This window comes from Microbispora hainanensis (genome assembly GCF_036186745.1).
Classification (GTDB): domain Bacteria; phylum Actinomycetota; class Actinomycetes; order Streptosporangiales; family Streptosporangiaceae; genus Microbispora.
In genome coordinates, this window is the sequence record NZ_CP108086.1 from 7,256,256 (window position 1) to 7,276,874 (window position 20,619).

General features: G+C 71.9%; 19 protein-coding genes. 4 read left to right on the top strand and 15 right to left on the bottom strand.

Annotated elements, in window-relative coordinates; all coding sequences use genetic code 11:
- Positions 1-8: 8 nt before the first annotated feature.
- The 7 genes from OHB01_RS33200 to lon all read right to left on the bottom strand — a co-directional run bounded on the left by OHB01_RS33200 (position 9) and on the right by lon (position 9,347).
- Positions 9-1,307 carry a S1C family serine protease gene (locus OHB01_RS33200; protein WP_142648291.1) on the bottom strand — a complete coding sequence of 433 codons (1,299 nt, stop codon included), beginning with the start codon at positions 1,305-1,307 and terminating at the stop codon, positions 9-11.
- 134 nt (positions 1,308-1,441) lie between these two features.
- Positions 1,442-2,977: an acyl-CoA synthetase gene (locus tag OHB01_RS33205; RefSeq protein WP_328854485.1), complete on the bottom strand. Its 1,536-nt coding sequence runs from the start codon at positions 2,975-2,977 to the stop codon at positions 1,442-1,444.
- 61 nt (positions 2,978-3,038) lie between these two features.
- Entirely contained in the window at positions 3,039-4,178 is a 1,140-nt protein-coding gene (locus tag OHB01_RS33210; protein ID WP_147942779.1) for a Fic family protein, read from the bottom strand.
- Between the two features lie 67 nt (positions 4,179-4,245).
- Positions 4,246-5,091, bottom strand: coding sequence for a MetQ/NlpA family ABC transporter substrate-binding protein (locus tag OHB01_RS33215; RefSeq protein WP_328854486.1), 846 nt, complete (start codon positions 5,089-5,091; stop codon positions 4,246-4,248).
- 21 nt (positions 5,092-5,112) lie between these two features.
- A complete protein-coding gene (locus OHB01_RS33220) occupies positions 5,113-5,769 on the bottom strand; it encodes a methionine ABC transporter permease (protein ID WP_142648287.1) in 657 nt (218 codons plus the stop codon).
- Positions 5,766-6,710 carry a methionine ABC transporter ATP-binding protein gene (locus OHB01_RS33225; RefSeq protein ID WP_328854487.1) on the bottom strand — a complete coding sequence of 315 codons (945 nt, stop codon included), beginning with the start codon at positions 6,708-6,710 and terminating at the stop codon, positions 5,766-5,768. Before OHB01_RS33225 ends, OHB01_RS33220 begins: the two co-directional genes overlap by 4 nt.
- A 276-nt stretch (positions 6,711-6,986) precedes the next feature.
- A complete protein-coding gene (gene lon / locus OHB01_RS33230) occupies positions 6,987-9,347 on the bottom strand; it encodes an endopeptidase La (protein WP_142648285.1) in 2,361 nt (786 codons plus the stop codon).
- Positions 9,348-9,501: 154 nt separating this feature from the next.
- Between lon and OHB01_RS33235 the strand changes: the two genes are divergently transcribed.
- The gene (locus tag OHB01_RS33235) at positions 9,502-10,938 is read left to right on the top strand and encodes an MFS transporter (protein WP_240971506.1); all 1,437 of its coding nucleotides are present in this window, start codon (positions 9,502-9,504) and stop codon (positions 10,936-10,938) included.
- An 18-nt stretch (positions 10,939-10,956) separates the two neighbouring features.
- On the opposite strand, the gene OHB01_RS33240 is transcribed toward OHB01_RS33235, so the two are convergent.
- On the bottom strand, positions 10,957-11,535 hold the full coding sequence (locus OHB01_RS33240; RefSeq protein ID WP_142648283.1) for an HAD family hydrolase: 579 nt from the start codon (positions 11,533-11,535) through the stop codon (positions 10,957-10,959).
- Positions 11,536-11,564: 29 nt separating this feature from the next.
- Positions 11,565-12,398, bottom strand: coding sequence for a hypothetical protein (locus OHB01_RS33245; protein ID WP_142648282.1), 834 nt, complete (start codon positions 12,396-12,398; stop codon positions 11,565-11,567).
- 178 nt (positions 12,399-12,576) lie between these two features.
- Here OHB01_RS33245 and arfB point away from each other — a divergent pair, with 178 nt between their 5' ends.
- A complete protein-coding gene (gene arfB / locus OHB01_RS33250) occupies positions 12,577-12,999 on the top strand; it encodes an alternative ribosome rescue aminoacyl-tRNA hydrolase ArfB (RefSeq protein ID WP_142648281.1) in 423 nt (140 codons plus the stop codon).
- Here arfB and OHB01_RS33255 read toward each other — a convergent pair.
- A complete protein-coding gene (locus tag OHB01_RS33255) occupies positions 12,971-13,597 on the bottom strand; it encodes a TetR/AcrR family transcriptional regulator (RefSeq protein ID WP_142648280.1) in 627 nt (208 codons plus the stop codon). The genes arfB and OHB01_RS33255 overlap by 29 nt on opposite strands.
- 102 nt (positions 13,598-13,699) lie before the next feature.
- Between OHB01_RS33255 and OHB01_RS33260 the strand changes: the two genes are divergently transcribed.
- Positions 13,700-14,449, top strand: a complete 750-nt coding sequence (locus OHB01_RS33260; protein ID WP_142648279.1) for an SDR family NAD(P)-dependent oxidoreductase — start codon at positions 13,700-13,702, stop codon at positions 14,447-14,449.
- Positions 14,450-14,518: 69 nt separating this feature from the next.
- Here OHB01_RS33260 and OHB01_RS33265 read toward each other — a convergent pair whose 3' ends face one another.
- Together OHB01_RS33265 and OHB01_RS33270 are read right to left on the bottom strand one after the other, a co-directional pair.
- Entirely contained in the window at positions 14,519-15,154 is a 636-nt protein-coding gene (locus tag OHB01_RS33265) for a hypothetical protein (protein WP_261985702.1), read from the bottom strand.
- A gap of 42 nt (positions 15,155-15,196) precedes the next feature.
- The gene (locus OHB01_RS33270; protein ID WP_142648277.1) at positions 15,197-15,976 is read right to left on the bottom strand and encodes an HAD-IIA family hydrolase; all 780 of its coding nucleotides are present in this window, start codon (positions 15,974-15,976) and stop codon (positions 15,197-15,199) included.
- An 89-nt stretch (positions 15,977-16,065) separates the two neighbouring features.
- On the opposite strand from OHB01_RS33270, the gene OHB01_RS33275 reads away from it, so the two are divergent.
- Entirely contained in the window at positions 16,066-17,109 is a 1,044-nt protein-coding gene (locus tag OHB01_RS33275; RefSeq protein ID WP_142648276.1) for an LLM class flavin-dependent oxidoreductase, read from the top strand.
- A 7-nt stretch (positions 17,110-17,116) separates the two neighbouring features.
- Here OHB01_RS33275 and OHB01_RS33280 read toward each other — a convergent pair whose 3' ends face one another.
- The 3 genes from OHB01_RS33280 to OHB01_RS33290 form a co-directional block, all read right to left on the bottom strand.
- Positions 17,117-18,385, bottom strand: a complete 1,269-nt coding sequence (locus OHB01_RS33280; RefSeq protein WP_168065992.1) for a molybdopterin-dependent oxidoreductase — start codon at positions 18,383-18,385, stop codon at positions 17,117-17,119.
- A gap of 192 nt (positions 18,386-18,577) precedes the next feature.
- On the bottom strand, positions 18,578-19,237 hold the full coding sequence (locus OHB01_RS33285; RefSeq protein ID WP_142648274.1) for a response regulator transcription factor: 660 nt from the start codon (positions 19,235-19,237) through the stop codon (positions 18,578-18,580).
- Complete coding sequence (locus tag OHB01_RS33290; protein ID WP_328854488.1) at positions 19,216-20,481, bottom strand: sensor histidine kinase; 1,266 nt, start codon at positions 20,479-20,481, stop codon at positions 19,216-19,218. Before OHB01_RS33290 ends, OHB01_RS33285 begins: the two co-directional genes overlap by 22 nt.
- Positions 20,482-20,619: the final 138 nt, after the last annotated feature.

Below are 20,619 nucleotides of genomic sequence, written 5' to 3' on the forward strand. Positions count from 1 at the left end.
CGTGGGCGTCAGCCCGCGGACTGCTCCGCGAGCGCGGCGGTGATGGTGTTCTCCTTGCCTGCCCGGGTGAAGGTGATCGTCACCTTGTCGCCGGGGCGGGAGCTGCGGATGGTGCCGACCAGCGCCTCGGCGCTGTCCACCACCTTGTCGTTGATCTTGGTGATCAGGTCGCCCTCCTGGAGGCCGGCCTTCTCCGCCGGGCTGCCGGCCGTGATCGAGCTGACCACCGCGCCGGACGCGCCGCCGACCGCGTCGGCCACGCTCACCCCGAGGAAGGCGTGGGTCGCCTTGCCCGTCTTGATGAGCTGGTCGGCGACGAGCTTCGCGGTGTTGATGGGGATCGCGAAGCCCACGCCGATGTTGCCGGAGCTGGAGCCCGAGGTGGCGATCGCCGTGTTGATGCCGACGACCTGCCCGCTGGTGTTGACCAGCGCGCCACCGGAGTTGCCGGGGTTGATCGCGGCGTCGGTCTGGATCATGCCACCGATCGTGTTGCCCTGGCTCTGCGGCTGCTGCTGCCCCATCCCCCAGGGGAACTGCGGCTGCTGCTGCTCTTCCGGCGCCTCGGTCAGCGTGCGGTCGAGGGCGCTCACGATGCCGGAGGTGACCGATCCCTCCAGGCCGAGCGGGCTGCCGATCGCGAGGACCCCGTCGCCGACCTGCAGCTTGTCGCTGTCGCCCAGCGAGGCGGGGGTCAGGCCCGACACGCCCTGCGCCTGGATGACGGCGAGGTCCGTGGTGGGGTCGGTGCCCTTGATGACGGCGTTGGCGGTCTTGCCGTCGCTGAACTTCACGGTGACCGTGCCGCCGCCCCCGCCGCCGATGGCCACCACGTGGTTGTTGGTCAGGATCAGGCCGTCGGCCGACAGGATCACGCCGGACCCTTCGCCGCCGGCCGTGGCGGTCTTCACCTCGATCGACACCACCGATGGCATGATCGCCTTGGCCACCGCGGCGATCGAGGTGCTGGAGGAGTTCGCCACTCCCTTGACGACCGGGCTCGCGATCACCGTCTGCCCGCCGTTCACGCTGTTGGCGACGAGGGCCCCGATAACCCCGCCGCCCAGTGCCACCGCCACGAGGGCGAGGCCGGCGCCCGCCTTCTGGCGCGCGCTCAGCGTGCCCTTCCGCGCCGGAGGCGGCGGAAACTGCGCCGTGTCGAAAGGTCCGCTCCCGTACGCGCCATACGACTGGTACGCCCCGGTGTACTGCCCGTGCTGCGGCGGAGTGCTTCCGAACTGGCTCCAGCCGTGACCGGGGATTATCTGGGTGTTCTCGTCGCCGGGAACGTGCTCAGGTGAGCTCATCGCCATCCCCCTCAATGGATTCGCCGGTGATCCCGGCTCTCCGCCGGTACACGTAATACGATGACGCATCGGCGATAAGGTCTCGTTAAGCGATCACTTGCGGGGTTCCCCGAGCGCCCTACGCGTACTTTATGTCAGCTCGTCCGAGGCCAGTACTCGTCCCTGAGCAGGCGCTTGTACAGCTTGCCGGTGGGGTGGCGGGGCAGCTCGTCGCGGAAGTCGACCGACTTCGGGCACTTGTAGTGGGCCAGCCGTTCCCGGCAGTAGGCGATCAGCTCGGCCTCCAGGGCGGGACCGGCGGCGGCCGGGTCCGCCGGCTGCACGACGGCCTTGACCTGTTCGCCCATCTCGGGGTCCGGCACCCCGAAGACGGCCACGTCGGCCACCTCGGGATGCATCGCCAGCACGTTCTCGGCCTCCTGCGGGTAGATGTTCACCCCGCCCGAGATGATCATGTACGAGCGCCGGTCGGTGAGGTAGAGGAAGCCGTCCTCGTCCAGGTAGCCGATGTCCCCGAGCGTGGTCCAGCCGCGGCCCTTGGGGTCCTGCACCGACGCGGTCTTCGCGGGATCGCCGTGATACTCGAACCTGGGACCGTCGGAGAAGTAGACCGTGCCGTGCTCACCGGGCGGCAGCTCGTCGCCCTCCTCGTCGCAGACGTGGGCGACCCCGAGCAACGGCCGGCCCACGGTGCCCTTGTGGGCCATCCAGTCCTCTGGACTCGCGTACAGGAAGCAGTTGCCCTCCGTGCCCGCGTAGTACTCGTGGATGATCGGCCCCCACCACGCCATCATCCGCTCCTTGACCTCGATCGGGCAGGGCGCGGCGGCGTGGACGGCGCAGCGCAGCGACGACAGGTCGTAGCGCCCGCGCACCTCCTCGGGCAGCTTGAGCATCTTGACGAACATCGTCGGCACCCACTGCGCGTGGGTGACCCCGTAGCGCTCGACGAGCGCCAGCGCCTCCTCGGGATCGAACCTCTCCATCACCACGACGGTCGCGCCGAGACGCTGGAACGACATGCTGTAGCGCAGCGGTGCGGCGTGATAGAGCGGCGCGGGCGACAGGTACACGCTGTCGGCCGAGGGCGCGAACAGGCCCTGGATGAGCTGGACCAACGCCCCGGGGGCCTCCAGCGGCGCCCGGCTGAGCGGTGGCTTAACGCCCTTGGGACGTCCCGTGGTGCCCGACGAGTAGAGCATGTCGGCGCCCTGGCACTCGTCCTCGACCGGTGTGACGGGCTGCCCCGCCACCGCCTCCTCGTACGGCGTGAAGCCGGGAGCGACGCCGTCGACCATGAGCCGCAGCTCGACCCCGGGCGTCGCCTCGGTGACGGCGCTCGCGACGCCCGCGAGCCTCGCCGAGGAGATGAAGACCCGCGCGCCGCAGTTGTCCACGATGTACGACAGCTCGTCGGCCTGGAGGCGGGAGCTGATCGCGGTGTAGTAGAGGCCCGAGCGGTGCGCGGCCCACGCGATCACCAGGAAGAGCGGATGGTTCTCCAGCATGAAGGCGATGTGGTCGCCGGGCTTCAGCCCCGAGGCCCGCAGCAGGTGGGCCAGGCGGTTGGATTCCTCGTCCAGCTCGCGGAAGGTGACCACGCGGCCGGAGCCCGCCATGATCACCGCAGGCTTGTCCGGCGTCACCGCCGCGATCGCCCCAGGGTGCATAACCGAACGTTACTCGGTTTGCCGTCGATGTGGTAGGAGTCACATCCCGATGCGGATGTGATCAGCCCTCCAGCGCCCGGTAGGGGTCGCGCAGCGGCGCGGCCCGCTCGGCGAACGCCGCCTTGATCTCCGTCATCTTCGGCCCCGGCGCGTAGAAGCGGCCCTTCGTCTCGCCGTACGGCTGGAGCCACCCGGTGGCCGCGAGCTCGCGCAGGTCGCGGGCGGCCTGCCCCTGGCTCAGTCCCTCGTCGGCCTGGTACATGCCCCGGCGCAGCCGCCGGGAGACGAACACCTGGTAGAGCGCGGAGACCGTGCGCGGGTGGAGGCCCTGCGCCGCGGTCCGATCCTCCAGCAGCATCCAGACCTCGCCCGCCTCGGTGAGCCGGCGCCCCACCCGCTGCGCCTGCATGTGGTGGCAGCGCAGCACGAACCGCACCCACGAGAGGGTGTCCCCGTGCGGGCTCCACCGGCGGCGTCCCACCTCGCCGAGCACGTCGTAGTAGTCGTAGGCGGTGCGGCCCTCGCCCAGCCACTCCTCGATCGAGGCGAACTCCGGCGTGGTGATCTGGTCGCGGCCGAGCACGAGCGTCTGCAGCGCACGCCCCATGCGACCGTTGCCGTCCCGCCACGGGTGGATCTTGACGAGGTTGAGGTGGGCCATGGCGGCGCGGACGTAGCTGGGCGCGCCGAGGTCGCCCTCGTTGAGCCAGTCGACCAGCTCCGCCAGCAGGCCGGGGACCTGCTCGTGGTCCGGCCCCTCGTAGACCACCTCGCCCGTGGCGGAGTCGCGGACGTAGATCCCGCCGGGCCGCACGGTGCCCGGCGCCGCGTCCGCGTGGTGGCCGATCATCATGAAGTTGAGCGCGTGCAGCAGGCCGGCGTCGTAGCGGAAGGCCGAGGCCCGCGCGAGGGCGCCGATGTAGGTGAGCGCCTGCCGATAACCGGAGATCTCGCGCGCCACGGCCGCCGACGCCTCCAGGGGGTCCTCACCGGACATGATCGACTCGATGTCCTCGATGCTGGCGTGGTAGCCCTCGATGGAGTTGGACCCCTGGATCGCCCGCGCCTGCAACTGCCGCCGCAGCAGGCCGTCCCAGCGGTGCGGCTCGGCCAGCCGGTATCTCAGGTCCCGCCGCATCTCCTCGATCTCGGCGAGCACCTTCTCGTCCGCGGCCTCCAGTGCCGGTGTGGCGTACAACATCTGACCAGAACAGCATGGACGAATCATCCAGTCAAACGACTTGATGATTCGTCCATGCATGTGCGCGTCAGGACGCGGGGATGACCGAGCCCTTGAACGTGTCCTCGATGTACTTCTTCACCTCGGGGCCGGTCAGCAGCCCGGCCAGCGTCTTCACCCGCGGGTCGTTCTCGTGCCCCTGTGCGACCACCAGGCCGTTCGCGTACGGGTTGCCCTCGGCCTTCTCCAGCACCAGGGCGTCGGACGACGGGTTGAGGTTCGCCTCCAGCGCGTAGTTGCCGTTGATCACGGCGGCGTCCACGTCGTCGAGCGAGCGCGGGAGCTGGGCGGCCTCCAGCGGGCGGAAGGTCAGGTTCTTCGGGTTGCCGGTCACGTCGCGCTCGGTCGCGGCGGTGCCCACGCCGTCCTTCAGCGTGACCACGCCGTTGTCGGCGAGCAGCTTGAGCGCCCGGCCGAGGTTGGTGGCGTCGTTGGGCACGGCGACCGTGCCGCCCTGCGGCAGCGAGGCGAGGTCCTTGACCTTCCTGGAGTACAGGCCGAGCGGCTCCAGGTGCACCGGGGCGACGAAGCTCAGCTTCGTGCCCTTGGAGGCGTTGAAGTCGTCCAGGTAGGGCTTGTGCTGGAAGTAGTTGGCGTCAAGCTGGCCGTCCTGGAGCTGCAGGTTGGGCTGCACGTAGTCGCTGAACTCCACGATCTCCAGCTCCAGGCCCTTCGCGGCGGCCAGGTTGTCGGCCACGTACTTCAGGATCTGCGCGTGCGGCACCGGGCTCACCCCGACCTTGAGCGGGGCGTCCGCCGCCGCGGCCGCGCCGTCCGAGGACGAGGGCGAGGACGTGGAAGAGGACGAGGACCCGCAGGCGGACAGCACGAGCGCGACCACGGCGGCGATGACGAGGCCGAGCGTTCTACGCATGAGAAGACTCCTTCAGAGGGATCAACGGTGGGAAAGACGGCGGGCGACCGCGTCGCCCACGGTCTGTGCGAGCTGCACCACGACGACCAGGACGACCACGGTGACGACCATGAGCGTGGTCTCGAAGCGCTGATATCCGTAGCGGACGGCGAGGTCGCCGAGGCCGCCGCCGCCGATCACCCCGGCCATGGCCGAATAGGAGATCAGCGTCACGACGGTGACGGTCAGCCCGGCGACCAGGCCGGGCAGCGCCTCGGGCAGCAGGACGCGCGCCACGATCGTCACGCGGCCCGCCCCCATCGCCTCGGCCGCCTGCACGACGTCGCGGCCCACCTCGCGCAGCGCCGTCTCGACCAGCCGGGCGAAGAACGGCACCGCGCCGATCGTCAGCGGGACCACCGCGGCGGCGGTCCCGATCGTGGTACCGGTGAGCAGGCGGGTGACCGGGATGACCGCGATCATGAGGACGATGAAGGGCAGCGACCGCCCGACGTTGACGACCAGCCCGAGCACGCGCCGTACGGCGGGCGCGGGGAACAGCCCGCCCCGGTCCGTCCCGGCGAGGCAGACGCCGAGCGGCAGCCCGAACAGTACGGTGAACAAGGTGGACCAGCCCACCATCACGGCGGTCTGCCCGGTGGCCTCCCACAGCAGGGGGCTCATCTCCGACCAGGTCATGCGTCCTCCTCCACCAGCAGCCCGCGCTCACGCAGCTCCGCGAGGGCGGCGGCCGCGCCGGCTCCGGTGATCCGCAGCCGCAGCCGGCCCGCCGGGACCCCGGCGACCTGTTCGACCGCGCCCGCGACGACGGCGACGTCCACGTCGTGCGTACGGGCGAGTCGCGACAGCAGGGCCGGGTCCGCCGCCAGGGCGACCGTCACGGCGCCGGGCTCGGCGGGCGGCAGCGGGAACAGCTCGGCCGCCAGGCGCGACCCGGGGGTGGCGAGCAGCTCGGGGATGGGGCCCGCCTCGGAGATCCGCCCGTCGCTCATGATCGCCACCGAGTCGCAGACGGCCTTGATGACGTCCATCTCGTGGGTGATGAGCAGGATGGTCAGCCCCAGCTCGCGGTTGAGCCGCCGGAGCAGGGCGAGGATCGACTGGGTCGTGGCGGGGTCGAGCGCCGAGGTGGCCTCGTCCGACAGCAGCACCGACGGCTCGGCGGCGAGCGCCCGCGCGATGCCGACCCGCTGCTTCTGGCCGCCGGACAACTGCGCCGGGTAGGCCCCGGCGCGGTCGGCCAGGCCCACGAGGTCGAGCATCTCCGCGACGCGCCGGGCCCGGGCGGCCCGGCCGACGCCCATGACCTCCAGCGGGAAGGCCACGTTGCCCGCCACCGTGCGTGACGACAGCAGCGCGAAGTGCTGGTGGATCATGCCGATGCGCTGGCGGGCCCGGCGCAGGTCGGCCGCGCCGAGGGCGGTCAGCTCGCGTCCGTCCACCGTGACCACGCCCTCGTCGGGACGTTCGAGCAGGTTGACGCAGCGCAGCAGGGTGCTCTTGCCGGCGCCGCTGCGCCCGAGCACGCCGAAGACCTCGCCCTTGCCGACGTGGAGGTCCACGCCGTCGAGCGCGACGACGTCGCCGTAGGCCTTGCGCAGGCCGGAAACGGTGATCACTTGCTGTCCTTCTGGGGCGTGATCCGGCGCAGGATCGGATCGGGCAGCGGGGAGAGCGTCATCAGGGGGAATGCCTTCGTGGAGGAGGGGTGCGGGCGGCGGGAGACTCAGGCCGCGGGACAACACCCCTGCTCAGGCGGGTTCATCGGGTTCGATACGCTCACAGGCGGCTGAAACGGTTGTGAGGCCAATCCTTATTCCATACCGGGAATGTGTGCTTAGTCACAGCAGAAGGCCCGCGCCTCCGGGACGGAGACGCGGGCCGTGCGGAACCGGTCAGGCGACCGCCTGCCGGGCGACCGTCGCCGGGGTGAGGGCCAGGTCGAGCACCTCGCGCACGTCGCTCACCGCGTGGACGGTGAGGTCGGCGAGCACCTCGGCCGGCACGTCGTCGAGGTCGGGCTCGTTGCGCGCCGGGATGAGCACGGTGGTGATCCCGGCCCGGTGGGCGGCCAGCAGCTTCTGCTTGACCCCGCCGATCGGCAGCACCCGCCCGGTGAGCGACACCTCGCCGGTCATCGCCACGTCGGCGCGGACCGGCCGGCCCGACAGCAGCGAGGCCAGGGCGGTGGTCATCGTGACACCCGCCGACGGGCCGTCCTTGGGCACCGCGCCCGCGGGCACGTGGATGTGCACCGACCTGTCCTTGAGCGACCCGACCGGCAGCTCCAGCTCGGCGCCCCGCGACCGCAGGAAGGACAGCGCGATCTGCGCCGACTCCTTCATCACGTCGCCGAGCTGACCGGTCAGCGTCACCCCGGTCGCCCCGGTCTCCGGATCGGCCAGCGACGCCTCGACGTGGAGGACGTCACCGCCCGCCCCGGTCACCGCGAGACCGGTCGCCACGCCCGGCACCGCCGTACGCTGCCGGGCCTCCGGCAGGGACGACTCGGGCACGTGGCGCGGCCGGCCCAGGTAGGAGACCAGATCGTCGGCCGTGACCGTCAGCGGGAGCTCGGCCTCGCCGAGGGCGAGCTGCGCCGTCACCTTGCGCAGGATCCGGGCGATCGAGCGTTCGAGGGAGCGGACGCCGGCCTCGCGGGTGTACTCGCCCGCCAGGCGGCGCAGCGCCGCGTCCTCCACCGTCACGTCGTCGGCGGTGAGGCCCGCCTTCTCCAGGTTGCGCGGGAGCAGGTGGTCGCGGGCGATGGCGACCTTCTCGTCCTCGGTGTAGCCGTCGAGCGTGACGATCTCCATGCGGTCGAGCAGCGGCCCCGGCACCTGCTCCAGCACGTTCGCGGTGGCGAGGAACAGCACGTCGCTCAGGTCGAGCTCGACCTCCAGGTAGTGGTCGCGGAACGTGTGGTTCTGCGCCGGGTCGAGCACCTCCAGCAGCGCCGCCGTCGGGTCGCCCCGGTAGTCGGCGCCGACCTTGTCGATCTCGTCGAGCAGCACGACCGGGTTCATCGAGCCCGCCTCGCGGATCGCCCGGACGATACGGCCGGGCAGCGCCCCCACGTACGTGCGCCGGTGGCCGCGGATCTCCGCCTCGTCGCGGACGCCGCCGAGCGCGACGCGGACGAACTTGCGGCCCATGGCGCGGGCGACCGACTCACCGAGCGAGGTCTTGCCGACGCCGGGAGGGCCGGCCAGCGCGAGGACCGCGCCGCTGCGCCGGCCGCCGACCACGCCGAGGCCCTGGTCGGCCCTGCGCTTGCGCACCGCGAGGTATTCCACGATGCGGTCCTTCACGTCGGTCAGGCCCGTGTGGTCGGCGTCGAGCACCGCGCGGGCCCCGGCGATGTCGTAGGAGTCGGTCGTGCGGACGTTCCACGGCATGTCGAGCACGGTGTCGAGCCAGGTGCGGATCCAGCCGCTCTCGGGCGACTGGTCGGAGGTCCGCTCCAGCTTGCCGACCTCCTTCAGCGCGGCCTCCCTGACCTTCTCCGGCAGGTCGGCGGCCTCGATGCGGGCGCGGTAGTCCTCCTCCTCGTCGGAGGGGTCGCCGTTGAGCTCGGCGAGCTCCTTACGGACGGCCGCGAGCTGCTGGCGGAGCAGGAACTCCCGCTGCTGCTTCTCCATGCCCTCCTGGACGTCCTTGCGGATGGTCTCGGCGACGTCCATCTCCGCGAGGTGGTCGCGGGCCCAGCCGACCAGCTTGTCGAGGCGCTCGGCCGGGTCGTTGAGCTCCAGCAGCAGCAGCTTCTGCTGCGTGGTCAGCCAGGGGGCGTAACCGGAGCTGTCCGCGAGGACCGCGGGCTCCTTGATCTGGTTGACGGCGTCGACGACCTGCCACGCGCCCCGCTTCTGCAGGATCGTGGTGGTCAGGGTCTTGTATTCCTTGGCGAGCTCCTCGGCCCTGGGCCCGGCCGGGACCGGTTCGAGCACGGTCGCCTCGACCCACAGCGCCGCGCCGGGGCCGGTGGTGCCGGTGCCGACCCGCATGCGGTCGACGCCGCGGACCACGGCCGCGGGCTCGCCGCCCGGCAGCCGGCCGACCTGTTCCACGACGGCGCTCACCCCAACCGGGCCGTAGCGGCCGTCTATGCGGGGCACCAGCAGGACCGTGCTCTCGCCACTGGCGCGGGCGGCGTCGATGGCGGCGCGGACCTCGGAGTCCGACAGATCGAGAGGCACGACCATGCCGGGCAGGACGACCTCGTCGTCGAGCGGAAGGACGGGAAGGATCTGGGACATCAGCACTCCACTAGGTTGAGTTATGTCGGCTCAACTAACAGGAGTCCGATCCTGTTCCCTGTTCTGCGTCAGTTCGCTGTGAGCGATCGTAATTGTGTAATCCGGCTTGCCGTGAGGGTCGGGCCACTGCTCCGGGTAACGCATGATGGCGTCCATGACATCCGGAAATATCCGGCTCCGCTCGGCGCCAGGCCGGTGGGTGCTGGTCACCACGGTCCTCGGGTCGGGCATGGCCACACTCGACGGCACCGTGGTCAACGTGGCCCTGCCCGCTCTCGGGCGCGACCTGCACGCCGGGATGTCCGGCCTCCAGTGGACCGTGAACGCGTACACGCTCACGATGGCCGCGCTGATCCTGCTGGGCGGGTCGCTGGGCGACCGGCTGGGCAGGCGGAAGATCTTCGTCACCGGGGTGGTCTGGTTCGCCCTGGCCTCCGCGCTCTGCGGGGCCGCGCCCAGCACGCCGGTGCTCGTGCTCGCTCGCGCGCTCCAGGGCATCGGCGGGGCCCTGCTGATCCCCGGGTCCCTGGCGATCATCCAGGCGAGCTACGTGCCGGACGACCGGCCGCGCGCCGTCGGCGCCTGGTCGGGGCTGGGCGGCGTGGCCGCCGCGCTCGGGCCGTTGTTCGGCGGCTGGCTCGTGGAGACGGCGGGCTGGCGCTGGGTGTTCCTGCTCAACCTGCCACTCGCGGCCGTCGTGGCCGGCGTCGCCACCCGCCACGTGCCCGAGACCCGCGACCCCGGGTCGAACGGCCGCTTCGACGTGCTCGGCACCGTCCTCGCCGCACCCGCGCTGGCCGGGCTGACGTACGGGCTGATCCTGGCGGGCGACGGGCTGGTGCCGCTGGCCGCCGGGATCGTCCTGTCCATCTGTTTCGTGGTCGTGGAGATCCGGCGCTCTCCCCGGTCGCTCGTCCCGGTGGGGGTCTTCGCCTCGCGGGAGTTCACCGCGGTCAACGTCGTCACGCTGGTCATGTACGCCGCGATGGGCCTGGTGTTCTTCCTGCTGGTCGTCCAGCTCCAGGTGTCGGCCGGGTTCTCCCCGATCGCCGCGGGGTCGGCGATGCTCCCGGTGACGATCCTCATGCTGCTGCTGTCGCCCCGGGCGGGCGACCTGGCCAAGCGGGCAGGCCCGCGCCTCCCCATGACGGCGGGCATCCTCCTGTGCGCGGCCGGGCTGCTGCTGATGAGCCGTATCGCCCCGGACGCGTCCTATCTCGCCGACGTGCTGCCGGCGGCGGTCGTGTTCGGGCTCGGCCTGTCCGCCGCCGTCGCCCCGCTCACCGCGACCGTGCTCGCCACCGCGGAGGATCGGTACGCGGGCGTGGCCAGCGGGATCAACAACGCCCTGGCCCGGACGGGCGGCCTGCTGGCCGTCGCCGCCGTCCCGCCGCTGGTGGGCCTGACGGGGGCCGCCTACGACTCCCCTGCGGCGTTCACCCGGGGGTTCCACACCTCGATGCTGGCCGCCGCGGCCATGATGGCCGTCGCGGCGGCCCTCACGTTCGTCACGATCAGGCGGAACGTGCTCGTGTCCGCGCCCGAGCCACCCGCTCCCGGCTGCCCGGTCGAGGCGCCACCCCTCACCTGACGCCCCGCCGGACGCTCCCTAGGTCAGCAGCGTCTTGAGCTCCTCGCGCAGGGCGGCGGCGTCGCGGAAGTGGACGGCGGCCAGCCCCACCCTCTTGGCCGCCGCGACGTTCTGCTCCCGGTCGTCCACGAAGACGAGATCGCCGGGGGCCGCCCCGAGCCAGGCCACGGTCTCGTGGAAGATCTCCGGCTCCGGCTTCACCAGGCCCATCCGGCCGCTGTAGAACCTCGGGCCGATCGGCCGCATGAACGGCAGCGTGTCGATCGTCTCGGCGATGCAGACCGGCATGTTGGACAGCAGCGCCATGGGCACCCCGACGCCGGCCAGCTCGTCGATGATCGCCACGGTCTCCTCGTTGGGCCGCGACCAGCTCGCCGTGTCGAGGGCGACGACCGCGTCCAGCTCGGCCCCGCCCATCGGCCTGCCGTACACGTGGGACCAGTACGCGGCCGGGTCGAGCGTGCCCCGGTCGAAGTCGAGCCGCGCCGCCCAGTAGCGGTCTTCGAACCCCGGATCACCTCCCGCCATGCGCGCGACGTCTTCGGGGTCCTGGGGAAGCGACACGACGTTGCCGTAGTCGAAAAGCACAGTCTTCATGGTCGTACGAGCATAACCCGTGTGCGGAATCAGGTCACATAGGGCTTGAGGAACTCGTTGGCGCTCCCACAGCGCAGGTAGTTGCGCACGGTGTGGAAGTCGAGCCAGTCGATGTCGCAGGAGACGTCCCGTTCGACGCCGTCGAAGCACGACGCCAGCACGGCCGGGATGGCGGCGATGTCGTCCTTGTCGGCGATGTTGATCCAGCGGCGCACCCCCGGCGGGCGCGCCCCGCGCCCGCGCACCGGGACCGGCGCGAGCCGCTCGAAGACGACGCCGCGCATGCCTAGCGGGCTGCCCAGCGTCACCAGCAGCTCGACGGAGAGGTCGGGATGGGCCCACAGCGCCTCGTACGTCACGACGCTGCCGAGCGAGTGGGCGACCACCACGCGGGGGCGGCGCCTGCGGACGACCTCGGCGACCGCCTCGCGGGCCCGCACGCGCGGGTCGCCGCCGCCCAGGTAGGCGGCCACCTCCGGGCAGAAGTCCTCGGCGAACCGCACCGCCTGCGGGCCCATCCTCGTCAGCAGCCACTCGGCCAGCCGGTGGGCGAGACCGGTGAGCGACTCCCCCGCCGCCTCGCGGAACGGGCCGCCGAGCTGGACCGCCCAGTCGGCGAGGACCAGCTTGGCGGGCGTCGCCATCTGCCGCGGCGGCTTCGGCGGGCCGCCGTGCAGGTGGTGGGCGTAATAGGCGATCTCGGCGAAGTATTCGCCCGTGCCGTCCGCCCGGCCGTTGAGTCCCTGGTGCAGATAGGTGTTCCACTTGGCCCGCACGGCCTCGGCGGCGCCGCCCGCCGACCCGCCGGCCTCCTCGAAGTAGTGGTATTTGCCGATGCCGTGGACGCCCACGATCGAGGTCATGCTCCCGCCCATCCCTGTCGCCCCGGTGCCCGGGGCCCGCCGGATTCCGGGGGCCACTGTGCACGACGCGATCGGCCGCGACAACCACACGCCGCGTTTACGGTGATAAATGGAGAGTGGTGGCGATATTCACCCCGATAAGTTGGGCGTCCCGTCCGTTCGTCGAGGGAGAGAACCCATGTCAGGCCCGTTGCACGTGCGCGGCTCGATCGTCGTGCCCGAAGCGGAGCTCGCCTGGCGTTTCTCCCGCTCGTCCGGGCCGGGCGGCCAGGGCGTCAACACCACCGACAGCCGGGTCGAGCTGAGCTTCGACCTCGCGCGCACCACCGCCCTCGGCCCGGTGCTCAGGGCCCGCGCGCTCGAACGGCTCTCCGCCCGCGCGGTGGACGGCGTGATCACGATCGCGGCCTCGGAGTACCGCTCCCAACTGCGCAACCGGGAGGCCGCGCGGGAGCGGCTCGCCGCCCTCCTCCGCGACGCCATCGCGCCGCCGCCCAAGCGGCGCCGTCCCACCAAGCCGTCCAAGGGCGCGGTCGAGCGCCGTCTGGCGGCCAAGAAGCACCGCTCCGACCTCAAGCGCCTGCGCCGTACGGGCGACTGAGCCGCGCGGCGCTGTCGCGCAGGTGCGCGATGCCCATGTCCAGCGCCGCCTCCAGGTGAACGAGCCGGCCGGTGGACAGGTGGAGCAGCACCCCGCCCTGGATCCCCGCGAGCAGCGCGGCCGCCGCCCGCCCGGGATCGATGCCCGGGTCGATCTCGCCCGCGGCCTGCATGTGCCGCACGCCGGCGGCGATCTCCGCCTCCCACCGGAGCATCAGCTCGGTCACCACCGCCTGGGCGCCCGGTGTGCTCTGGCCCACCTGCGACATCACCACGTTGAGCGGGCACTGCGGCCCCTGCTCGCGGTAGCGCTCCACGAGGCGGTCACGCCAGGCCTGCCAGGCCGCCCACGAGGTGAGCTCGCCGAGGTAGGGCTGCTGGTCGGCGAGCACCCGGTCGGCCTCGAAGCGGGCCACCGCCAGCAGCAGCTCCTCCTTGCCGCCCGGGAAGTAGTGGAACAGCTGGCTCTTGCTGGTGCGGGTCCGGGCGCGCACGTCGTCGAGGGTGGTGTCCATCACCCCGCGCTCGCGGATCGTCTCGGCCGCGCCCTCGACGATCCGCTGCCGCGTGGCGGCCCCCTTCGCGGTCAGCGCCCCCATCGCACCCTCCCTTATTTTGGACTTGCCGGTCCATTTTGCCGCAGGCAGCATGAGCGCCGCACCTCGTCTCACGCACCACGTCTCACAAGGAGATTTCCCATCATGGAACACCTGCGGAACCGCACCGCCCTCGTCACCGGCGCCACCGACGGCATCGGCGCCGCCATCGCCCGCGCGCTCGCCGCGGAGGGAGCCATGGTCGTGGTCCACGGCCGCGACCCGGCCAGGGGAGAGAAGGTGGTCGCCGCCATCGCCGAGGCAGGCGGACGGGCCGCCTTCGTCCGCGCCGACCTCGCACACGCCGAGGCCGTACGCGACCTGGCCGCGGCAGCCCACGACCTGGCCGGTGGACCGCTCGACATCCTGGTCAACAACGCCGCCATGCTGATCACGCCGAGCCCGACCGCCGAGGTGGCCGAGGACCTCCTCGACGGAGCGCTGGCGGTCAACGTCAGGGCCGTCTTCCTGCTCACCGGCCTCGTCGCCCCGGCCATGGCCGCCCGCGGCCGCGGCGCGATCGTCAACATGGGCTCGATCAGCGGCCTGTTCGGCACGGACGGGTCGGCCCTCTACAGCATGACGAAGGCGGCGATCCACTCGCTGACCAAGTCGTGGGCGGACGAGTACGGCCCCCACGGCGTGCGGGTCAACACCGTGGCTCCGGGCCCGACGTTCACCGAGAAGGTCGCCGCGATGGAGGAGTACCTGACACCGATGATCTCCCGGCTGCCGTCCCGGCGGGCGAGCACACCGGACGAGGTGGCCCGGGCGGTCGTGTTCCTCGCCGGCGACGACGCGTCGAACATCCACGGGGCGACGCTGAGCGTCGACGGCGGACGAGCCGCGATCTGAGCGGTCCCTCTCCCGGCGCGGACGAGCGACTGCCGGAGGCCGCGCGGATCCACCTGACCGGCTCGGGCCCTAGATCCGGCGGTCTTCCATCTCCCAGATGTGGTCGACCACGTGCCAGATGATGCGGCGGGCGGCATAGCGGACGGGCCAGCCCTCACCGCCGGGAGGGAACGCCTCGGCGGGCCGTTCGAGCACCCGCACGATGTCCTCGCGCATGGCGGTCAGGCCGGCCTCGTCCTTGAACGGCTTGTGCCGTACGCCGATCTTCCGGGCGTACGCGCGCTCGGCCTCCACGACGTGGGAGACCATCTTGTCGCGGTCTCTGCCGCCGCCCCTGGGGCCCTTGCGCAGCTCCTCCGGGGACGTCGCGGCCACCTCGGCGAACGCCGCCCACGCCGCGCGGGCGAGGGCGGCCGCACGCGCGGCCTCCGGCGCGTCCACCGGCTCCCGGTCGAAGTCGGGGATGGCGGAGATCGCGCCGAAGTCCGTGGTGCTGTCGCCCTTGACCCGCCCGACGACCGCCGGGTCGCCCGGCGCGAACTTCAGCCCCGCCCGCTCGGCGATCACCCGGAAGCGCGGCGTGTAGTCCACGAGCGTGCCGAGCGCGGCCTCCTCGGTCCTGCCGATGCGGCACCAGCCCGGCCAGTCGACCGAGCAGGCGAAGACCTTCTTGGGACCGATTTCCAGGTAGACGCGATGGTTCATGCCGATCAGCCTGGCACCCGTACCTGACAGGGCGCGTCAGGTTCAGACCAGCTCGATGAGGTCGGCCACGGAGTTGACCACCTGCGTGGGCCGGAACGGGTAGCGGTCGATCTGGTCCTTCTGGGTGACGCCGGTGAGCACCAGGATCGTGTGCAGGCCGGCCTCGATGCCGCAGACGACGTCGGTGTCCATCCGGTCGCCGATCATCGCGGTGGTCTCGCTGTGGGCGTCGATCTGGTTGAGCGCGCTGCGCATCATCATCGGGTTGGGCTTGCCGACGAAGTACGGCTCCACCCCGGTCGCCTTGGTGATCATCGCGGCCACCGCGCCGCAGGCGGGAAGCGAGCCCTCGGTCGAGGGGCCGATGGGGTCGGGGTTGGTCGCGATGAAACGGGCTCCGTTGTCGATCAGCCGGATCGCCCGCGTTATCGACGTGAAGCTGTAGGTGCGGGTCTCGCCCAGCACCACGTAGTCGGGGTCGAGATCGGTCAGCACATATCCGGCCTCGTGCAGGGCCGTGGTCAGCCCCGCCTCCCCGATCACGTACGCCGAGCCCTCGGGCCGCTGGTCGGCGAGGAACTTGGCGGTGGCCAGCGCGGAGGTCCAGATCGCCTCCGGCGGCACCTCGAGCCCGGCCGCGCGCAACCGCACGGACAGGTCGCGGGGGGTGTAGATCGAGTTGTTCGTCAGGACGAGGAACCGCTTCCCCGACTCCTTGAGGCGCCTGATGAACTCGTCGGCACCCGGCACCGGCTGCCCCTCGTGGACCAGCACCCCGTCCATGTCGGACAGCCACGACTCGATGGGCTTTCGCTCGCTCATGTGTCCAAGCATGGCAGGTGACGGAGTGACGAAGCACACCTCTCTCCGTGTCCGGAAATATCGTGATGCGACCTCAGGTTAGGCCGAGCATGAGCGATGACAACATCCGTGGGGTGCCGCGCGGGACCGCCGAGGTGCCGCTGTCGATCCTGGAGCTCGCGACCGTGGGCGAGGGCTCATCGCCCGCCGAGGCGCTGCGCGACGCCACCGAGCTGGCCCGCCGGGCCGAGGAGTGGGGCTACCACCGCATCTGGGTCGCCGAACACCACGGAATGCCCGGAGTCGCCAGCTCGTCTCCGGCCGTGCTGATCGCCCACCTCGCGGCGGCGACCCGGTCGATCCGGATCGGCTCCGGCGGCGTGATGCTGCCCAACCACGCCCCGCTGGTGATCGCCGAGCAGTTCGGCACGCTGCACGCGCTGCACCCCGGCCGCATCGACCTCGGCCTCGGCCGCGCCCCCGGAACGGACATGGCCACGGCGAACGCTCTCCGTCGCTCGGCCGACGTGGACCCGGACGAGTTCCCCCAGCAGGTGGCCGAGCTGACCGGCTTCCTCGACGCCGCCTTCCCGGCCGGGCATCCGTACGCGAAGATCCAGGCGGTGCCGCGCGGTGACGACCGGCCGCCGATCTGGCTGCTCGGCTCCAGCGGGTTCAGCGCCAGGCTGGCCGGGCTGCTCGGGCTGCCGTTCGCCTTCGCTCACCATTTCAGCGCCGCCAACACCGAGCCCGCGCTCGATCTCTACCGCTCCTCGTTCCGGCCCTCCGAGGTGCTCGACCGCCCGTACGCGCTGATCGGGGTGGCGGCGGTCGCGGCCGACACCGACGAGGAGGCGCTGCGCCAGGTCATGCCGGGCGCGCTGTCATGGCTGCGCCTGCGGCAGGGGAGGCCCGGCCGTACGCCCACCGTCGAGGAGGCGGAGGCCTACCCGTACACCCCGATGGAGCGGGAGTTCGTCCGCGACCGGCTGTCGAACGTGGTGCACGGCGGCCCGCAGACCGTGCGCGACGGGCTGGAGGAGCTGCGCAAGCGCACCGGGGCCGACGAACTGATGATCACCACGCAGGTCCACGGCGGCGCGGCGCGCCTGCGCTCCTACGAGCTGATCGCCCAGGCGTACGGGATGATCTGAAGCGCCGTCAGGGCATGTCGCTGGGCGGGGCCACGATCAGCTCAAGCGGGTAGTGCCCGTTGTAGCCGAGTCCGTGCTGGTTCCACACCACGTCCTCCGGGCGTGGCTGGACGTTGCCCGCCTTGTCCCTGGCACGCGACATCACGCGGTATTGCCCTGGTTTCACCCCGGGCCAGGGCACCTCGAACCGCACCCACATGTAGGGCTGGGGCGTGCTCAGCAGCGTGGCCGCCCGCCATGGCATCTCGGTGACCCACCGCCCGGGGGCGGCCAGCCTCTCCACGGAGACGTCGACCCGCTCGATCGCGCCCGCCCCCGACCAGGCCCGCCCGCGCAGCGTGATGTCACCGGGAGCGAGCGTGATCTCCCGGTCGTGCTCGATGGCGCTGCGTACGGGACCGACGGTCAGGGGGACCGGCTCGGGATAGGCGGGGCCGGTCAGCAGGTGCCGCGTCTGCAGCCCCGACGGCGGGATGCGGTGCTTCGACACCTCGATCTCGCCGAGCCACTTGACGTAACTGACCGCGGCCCAGCCCGACAGGAGCAGGCGCAGCGGATAGCCGTGATCGATGGGCAGGTCCTGCCCGTTCATGCGATAGACCAGCAGGGTGTCGTCCTCCAGGACCTTGCCCGCGGGGGCGACCTGGGAGTAGCGGGCCGTGCCGCCGGGGAGGCTCGGGTTGCGGATGACGTCGAGGCCGATGAACTGCACGTCCACCGGGTTTTCCGCGCCGGCCGCCGCCAGCACGTCCTTGGCCCGCACTCCCGTCCACTCGGCGGCCCCCACCGCACCGAAGTGCCACTGGGTGTAGCCGACCGGAAGCCAGCGATCGTCGGCTCCGCCGGGCGGCAGCTTGGGGAAGAACGCGGCGCAGTTCGCACCGCAGTCGATCGTCCGTTTCAGCGTCACGGACGGCATGGCCAGCAGTTCCTCGTACGTGAACGTCCGCGGGCGGGTGAGCGCGTCGCCGGTGAGTTTCAGCCGCCATGTCCGGCGGTCGATCTCGGGCGGGCGGGCCCTGTTGTGGATGTACATCCGGTCGTTGGGGACCAGCTCCCCATATCCGACGTGTTCGCCGTGGAGGACCGCGTACCCGACCGGACCCCACTTCATCTCCTGGGAGCCGTTCTCCCGCTGGATGAAATACCACGACGGCGTCGCCTGCACGACGAAGTTGTTCTCGGGGGCGGGCGCCGCGGGAGCCTGGCCGAGGTCTCTCGCGTCCGCCGCCGCGGCCGTCTCGACGGCGAGGTACGGCACGGCCGCGCCCGTCATGGAACCCACGATGAACACTCGCCGCGAGCATCCCGTCTCCGCTGTCACTTCCTGTGGGCGGCCGGCCCCGCCCCCGCCGCGATCCCGTCGTCGCCTCGCCATGGGAGCCTCATCCACTGCCGATCAAAAAATCGGACATCTAGCTCGTTATTGCCATCCTCCGCCCTACCCATCAGGTGGGCCTGACACCCCTCAGCCGCGCAGGAACGTGACGACGGCGAGCACACGGCGATGGGCGTCCTCGTCGGGAGGCAGGTCGAGCTTGGCGAGGATGTTCCCGATGTGCTTGCCGACGACGGCCTCCGACACCGCCAGCGCGCGGGCGATCGCGGCGTTCGACCTGCCCTCGGCCATCAGGGCGAGGACCTCGCTCTCCCGCGGGGTGAGCCGCCGCAGCGGGTCGCGGCGGCGGCGCAGGAGCTGACGCACGACCTCCGGGTCCACGACCGTCCCCCCTCCGGCGACGGTGGTCAGCGCGTCCACGAACTCCTCGACCTCCCCGATCCGGTCCTTGAGGAGGTAACCCACGCCGGTGCCGTCCCCGGAGTCGAGCAGTTCGGCCGCATAGGTCTGCTCGACGTACTGGCTCAGCACCAGGACGGCGAGGCCGGGGTGCGCGGCGCGCAACGCCACGGCGGCCCGCAGTCCCTCGTCGGAGAACCCGGGCGGCATCCGCACGTCGGTGACGACGATGTCGGGGGCGTGCTCCTCCACCGCCGTCACCAGCCCCTCGGCGTCGCCCGCGGTGGCGGCCACCCGGTGGCCGAACCTGGCCAGCAACGTGGCCAGTCCCTCGCGAAGCAGCACGCCGTCCTCGGCGATGACGACGGTCAGGGCAGGGCCGGCAGGCATTCGATCTCCGCGCGCAGCAGGGTGGGGCCGCCCGGCGGGCTCGACAGCATCAGCCTGCCCTCGAACGCCGAGACGCGGTCGGCGAGCCCGGCGAGCCCGGTGCCGGCGGTCACGTCCGCGCCGCCCACGCCGTCGTCCCGGATCTCGACGGTGAGCAGCCCGCCGTCGAGCCGGCCCCGCACCGAGGCCCGCTCGGCTCCGCTGTGCTTGGCCACGTTGGCCAGGCCCTCACTGACGACGAAATAGGCGACCGACTCCACCGGCCCCGGCAGCCGGGGGACGTCCACGTCGACCTCGACCGGGACGGGCGACCGGTCGGCCAGCTCCGCGACCGCGGCGGGCAGCCCGCGATCGGCGAGGATGCGGGGGTGGATGCCGCGGATCAGGTCGCGGATCTCGGCGAGGGCGAGCTTCGCCTCCTCGTGCGCCCTGGCCACGAGCCCGGCCGCCTCCTCCCCCGTGGAGACCTTGGCCAGGCCGAGCGTCATGGTCAGCGCCACCAGCCGCTGCTGCGCGCCGTCGTGCAGGTCACGTTCGATGCGCCGCCGCTCGACCTCGAACGCCTCGACCAGGCGGCTCCGGGAGCGGGTCAGCTCGGCGAGCCGCTCGCCCGGCTCGCCCTTCCCCGGCGTGAGCAGCAGCCGGGCCAGCAGAGCGTGCGCAGTCGCGAGGGCGGTGATCGGGTACGCCGCCAGGACGAGCACCACGACCCCGAGGAGCGCGGCGGCGAACGCCTCGACGGGCGAGTCGAGCGGCCAGAACTTCAGCAGCACGATGGGCCCCGCCTCCGCCACGCTGATCGGGGCGCAGATCATCACGAGCGGCACGAGCAGGCCGTACGTCACGGCGACCAGCTCGACCGGGCCGAGCACGACGGCCAGCAGGCCCGCATAGGCGAGGGCCCGCCACGTCGCCTGCTCGCGCAGCCGCGTCTCGAGCCATCCGCGCGGACCCGGACGCGCGGGGCGGTGGGGGCTCGGCGCGGGCTCGGCGTCCAGGATCCGCAGCCGCCTGCGTTCGAGCGCGCCCAGCGGCACGGCGGCGACCACCGGGAGCGCCAGCAGCGGCACGCCCACCAGGAGGACGGTGAGCACCGCCCCTGCGGTCAGCGAGACGACCAGCGACGCCAGCACGACCATGCCCACGACCACGCCCGTCACCAGGTAGGCGAGGGCGCGCCAGGGCAGCGAGGTCGCCAGCAGGTCCTTGCGTGCGAGGGCCTGCCACGGGCCGTTGGGGCGCACCCGACCCACCCTAGAGGCCGTCCAGGCTCCGTCGAAGACGGCCAGGCATCCCTGCGGTGGTATGGCCGGCCCTACCACCGCAGGGGGGCCTGGACGGCTGGCGGGCCCGGGTCACGCGCCGGTCTGATGGGCGCATGA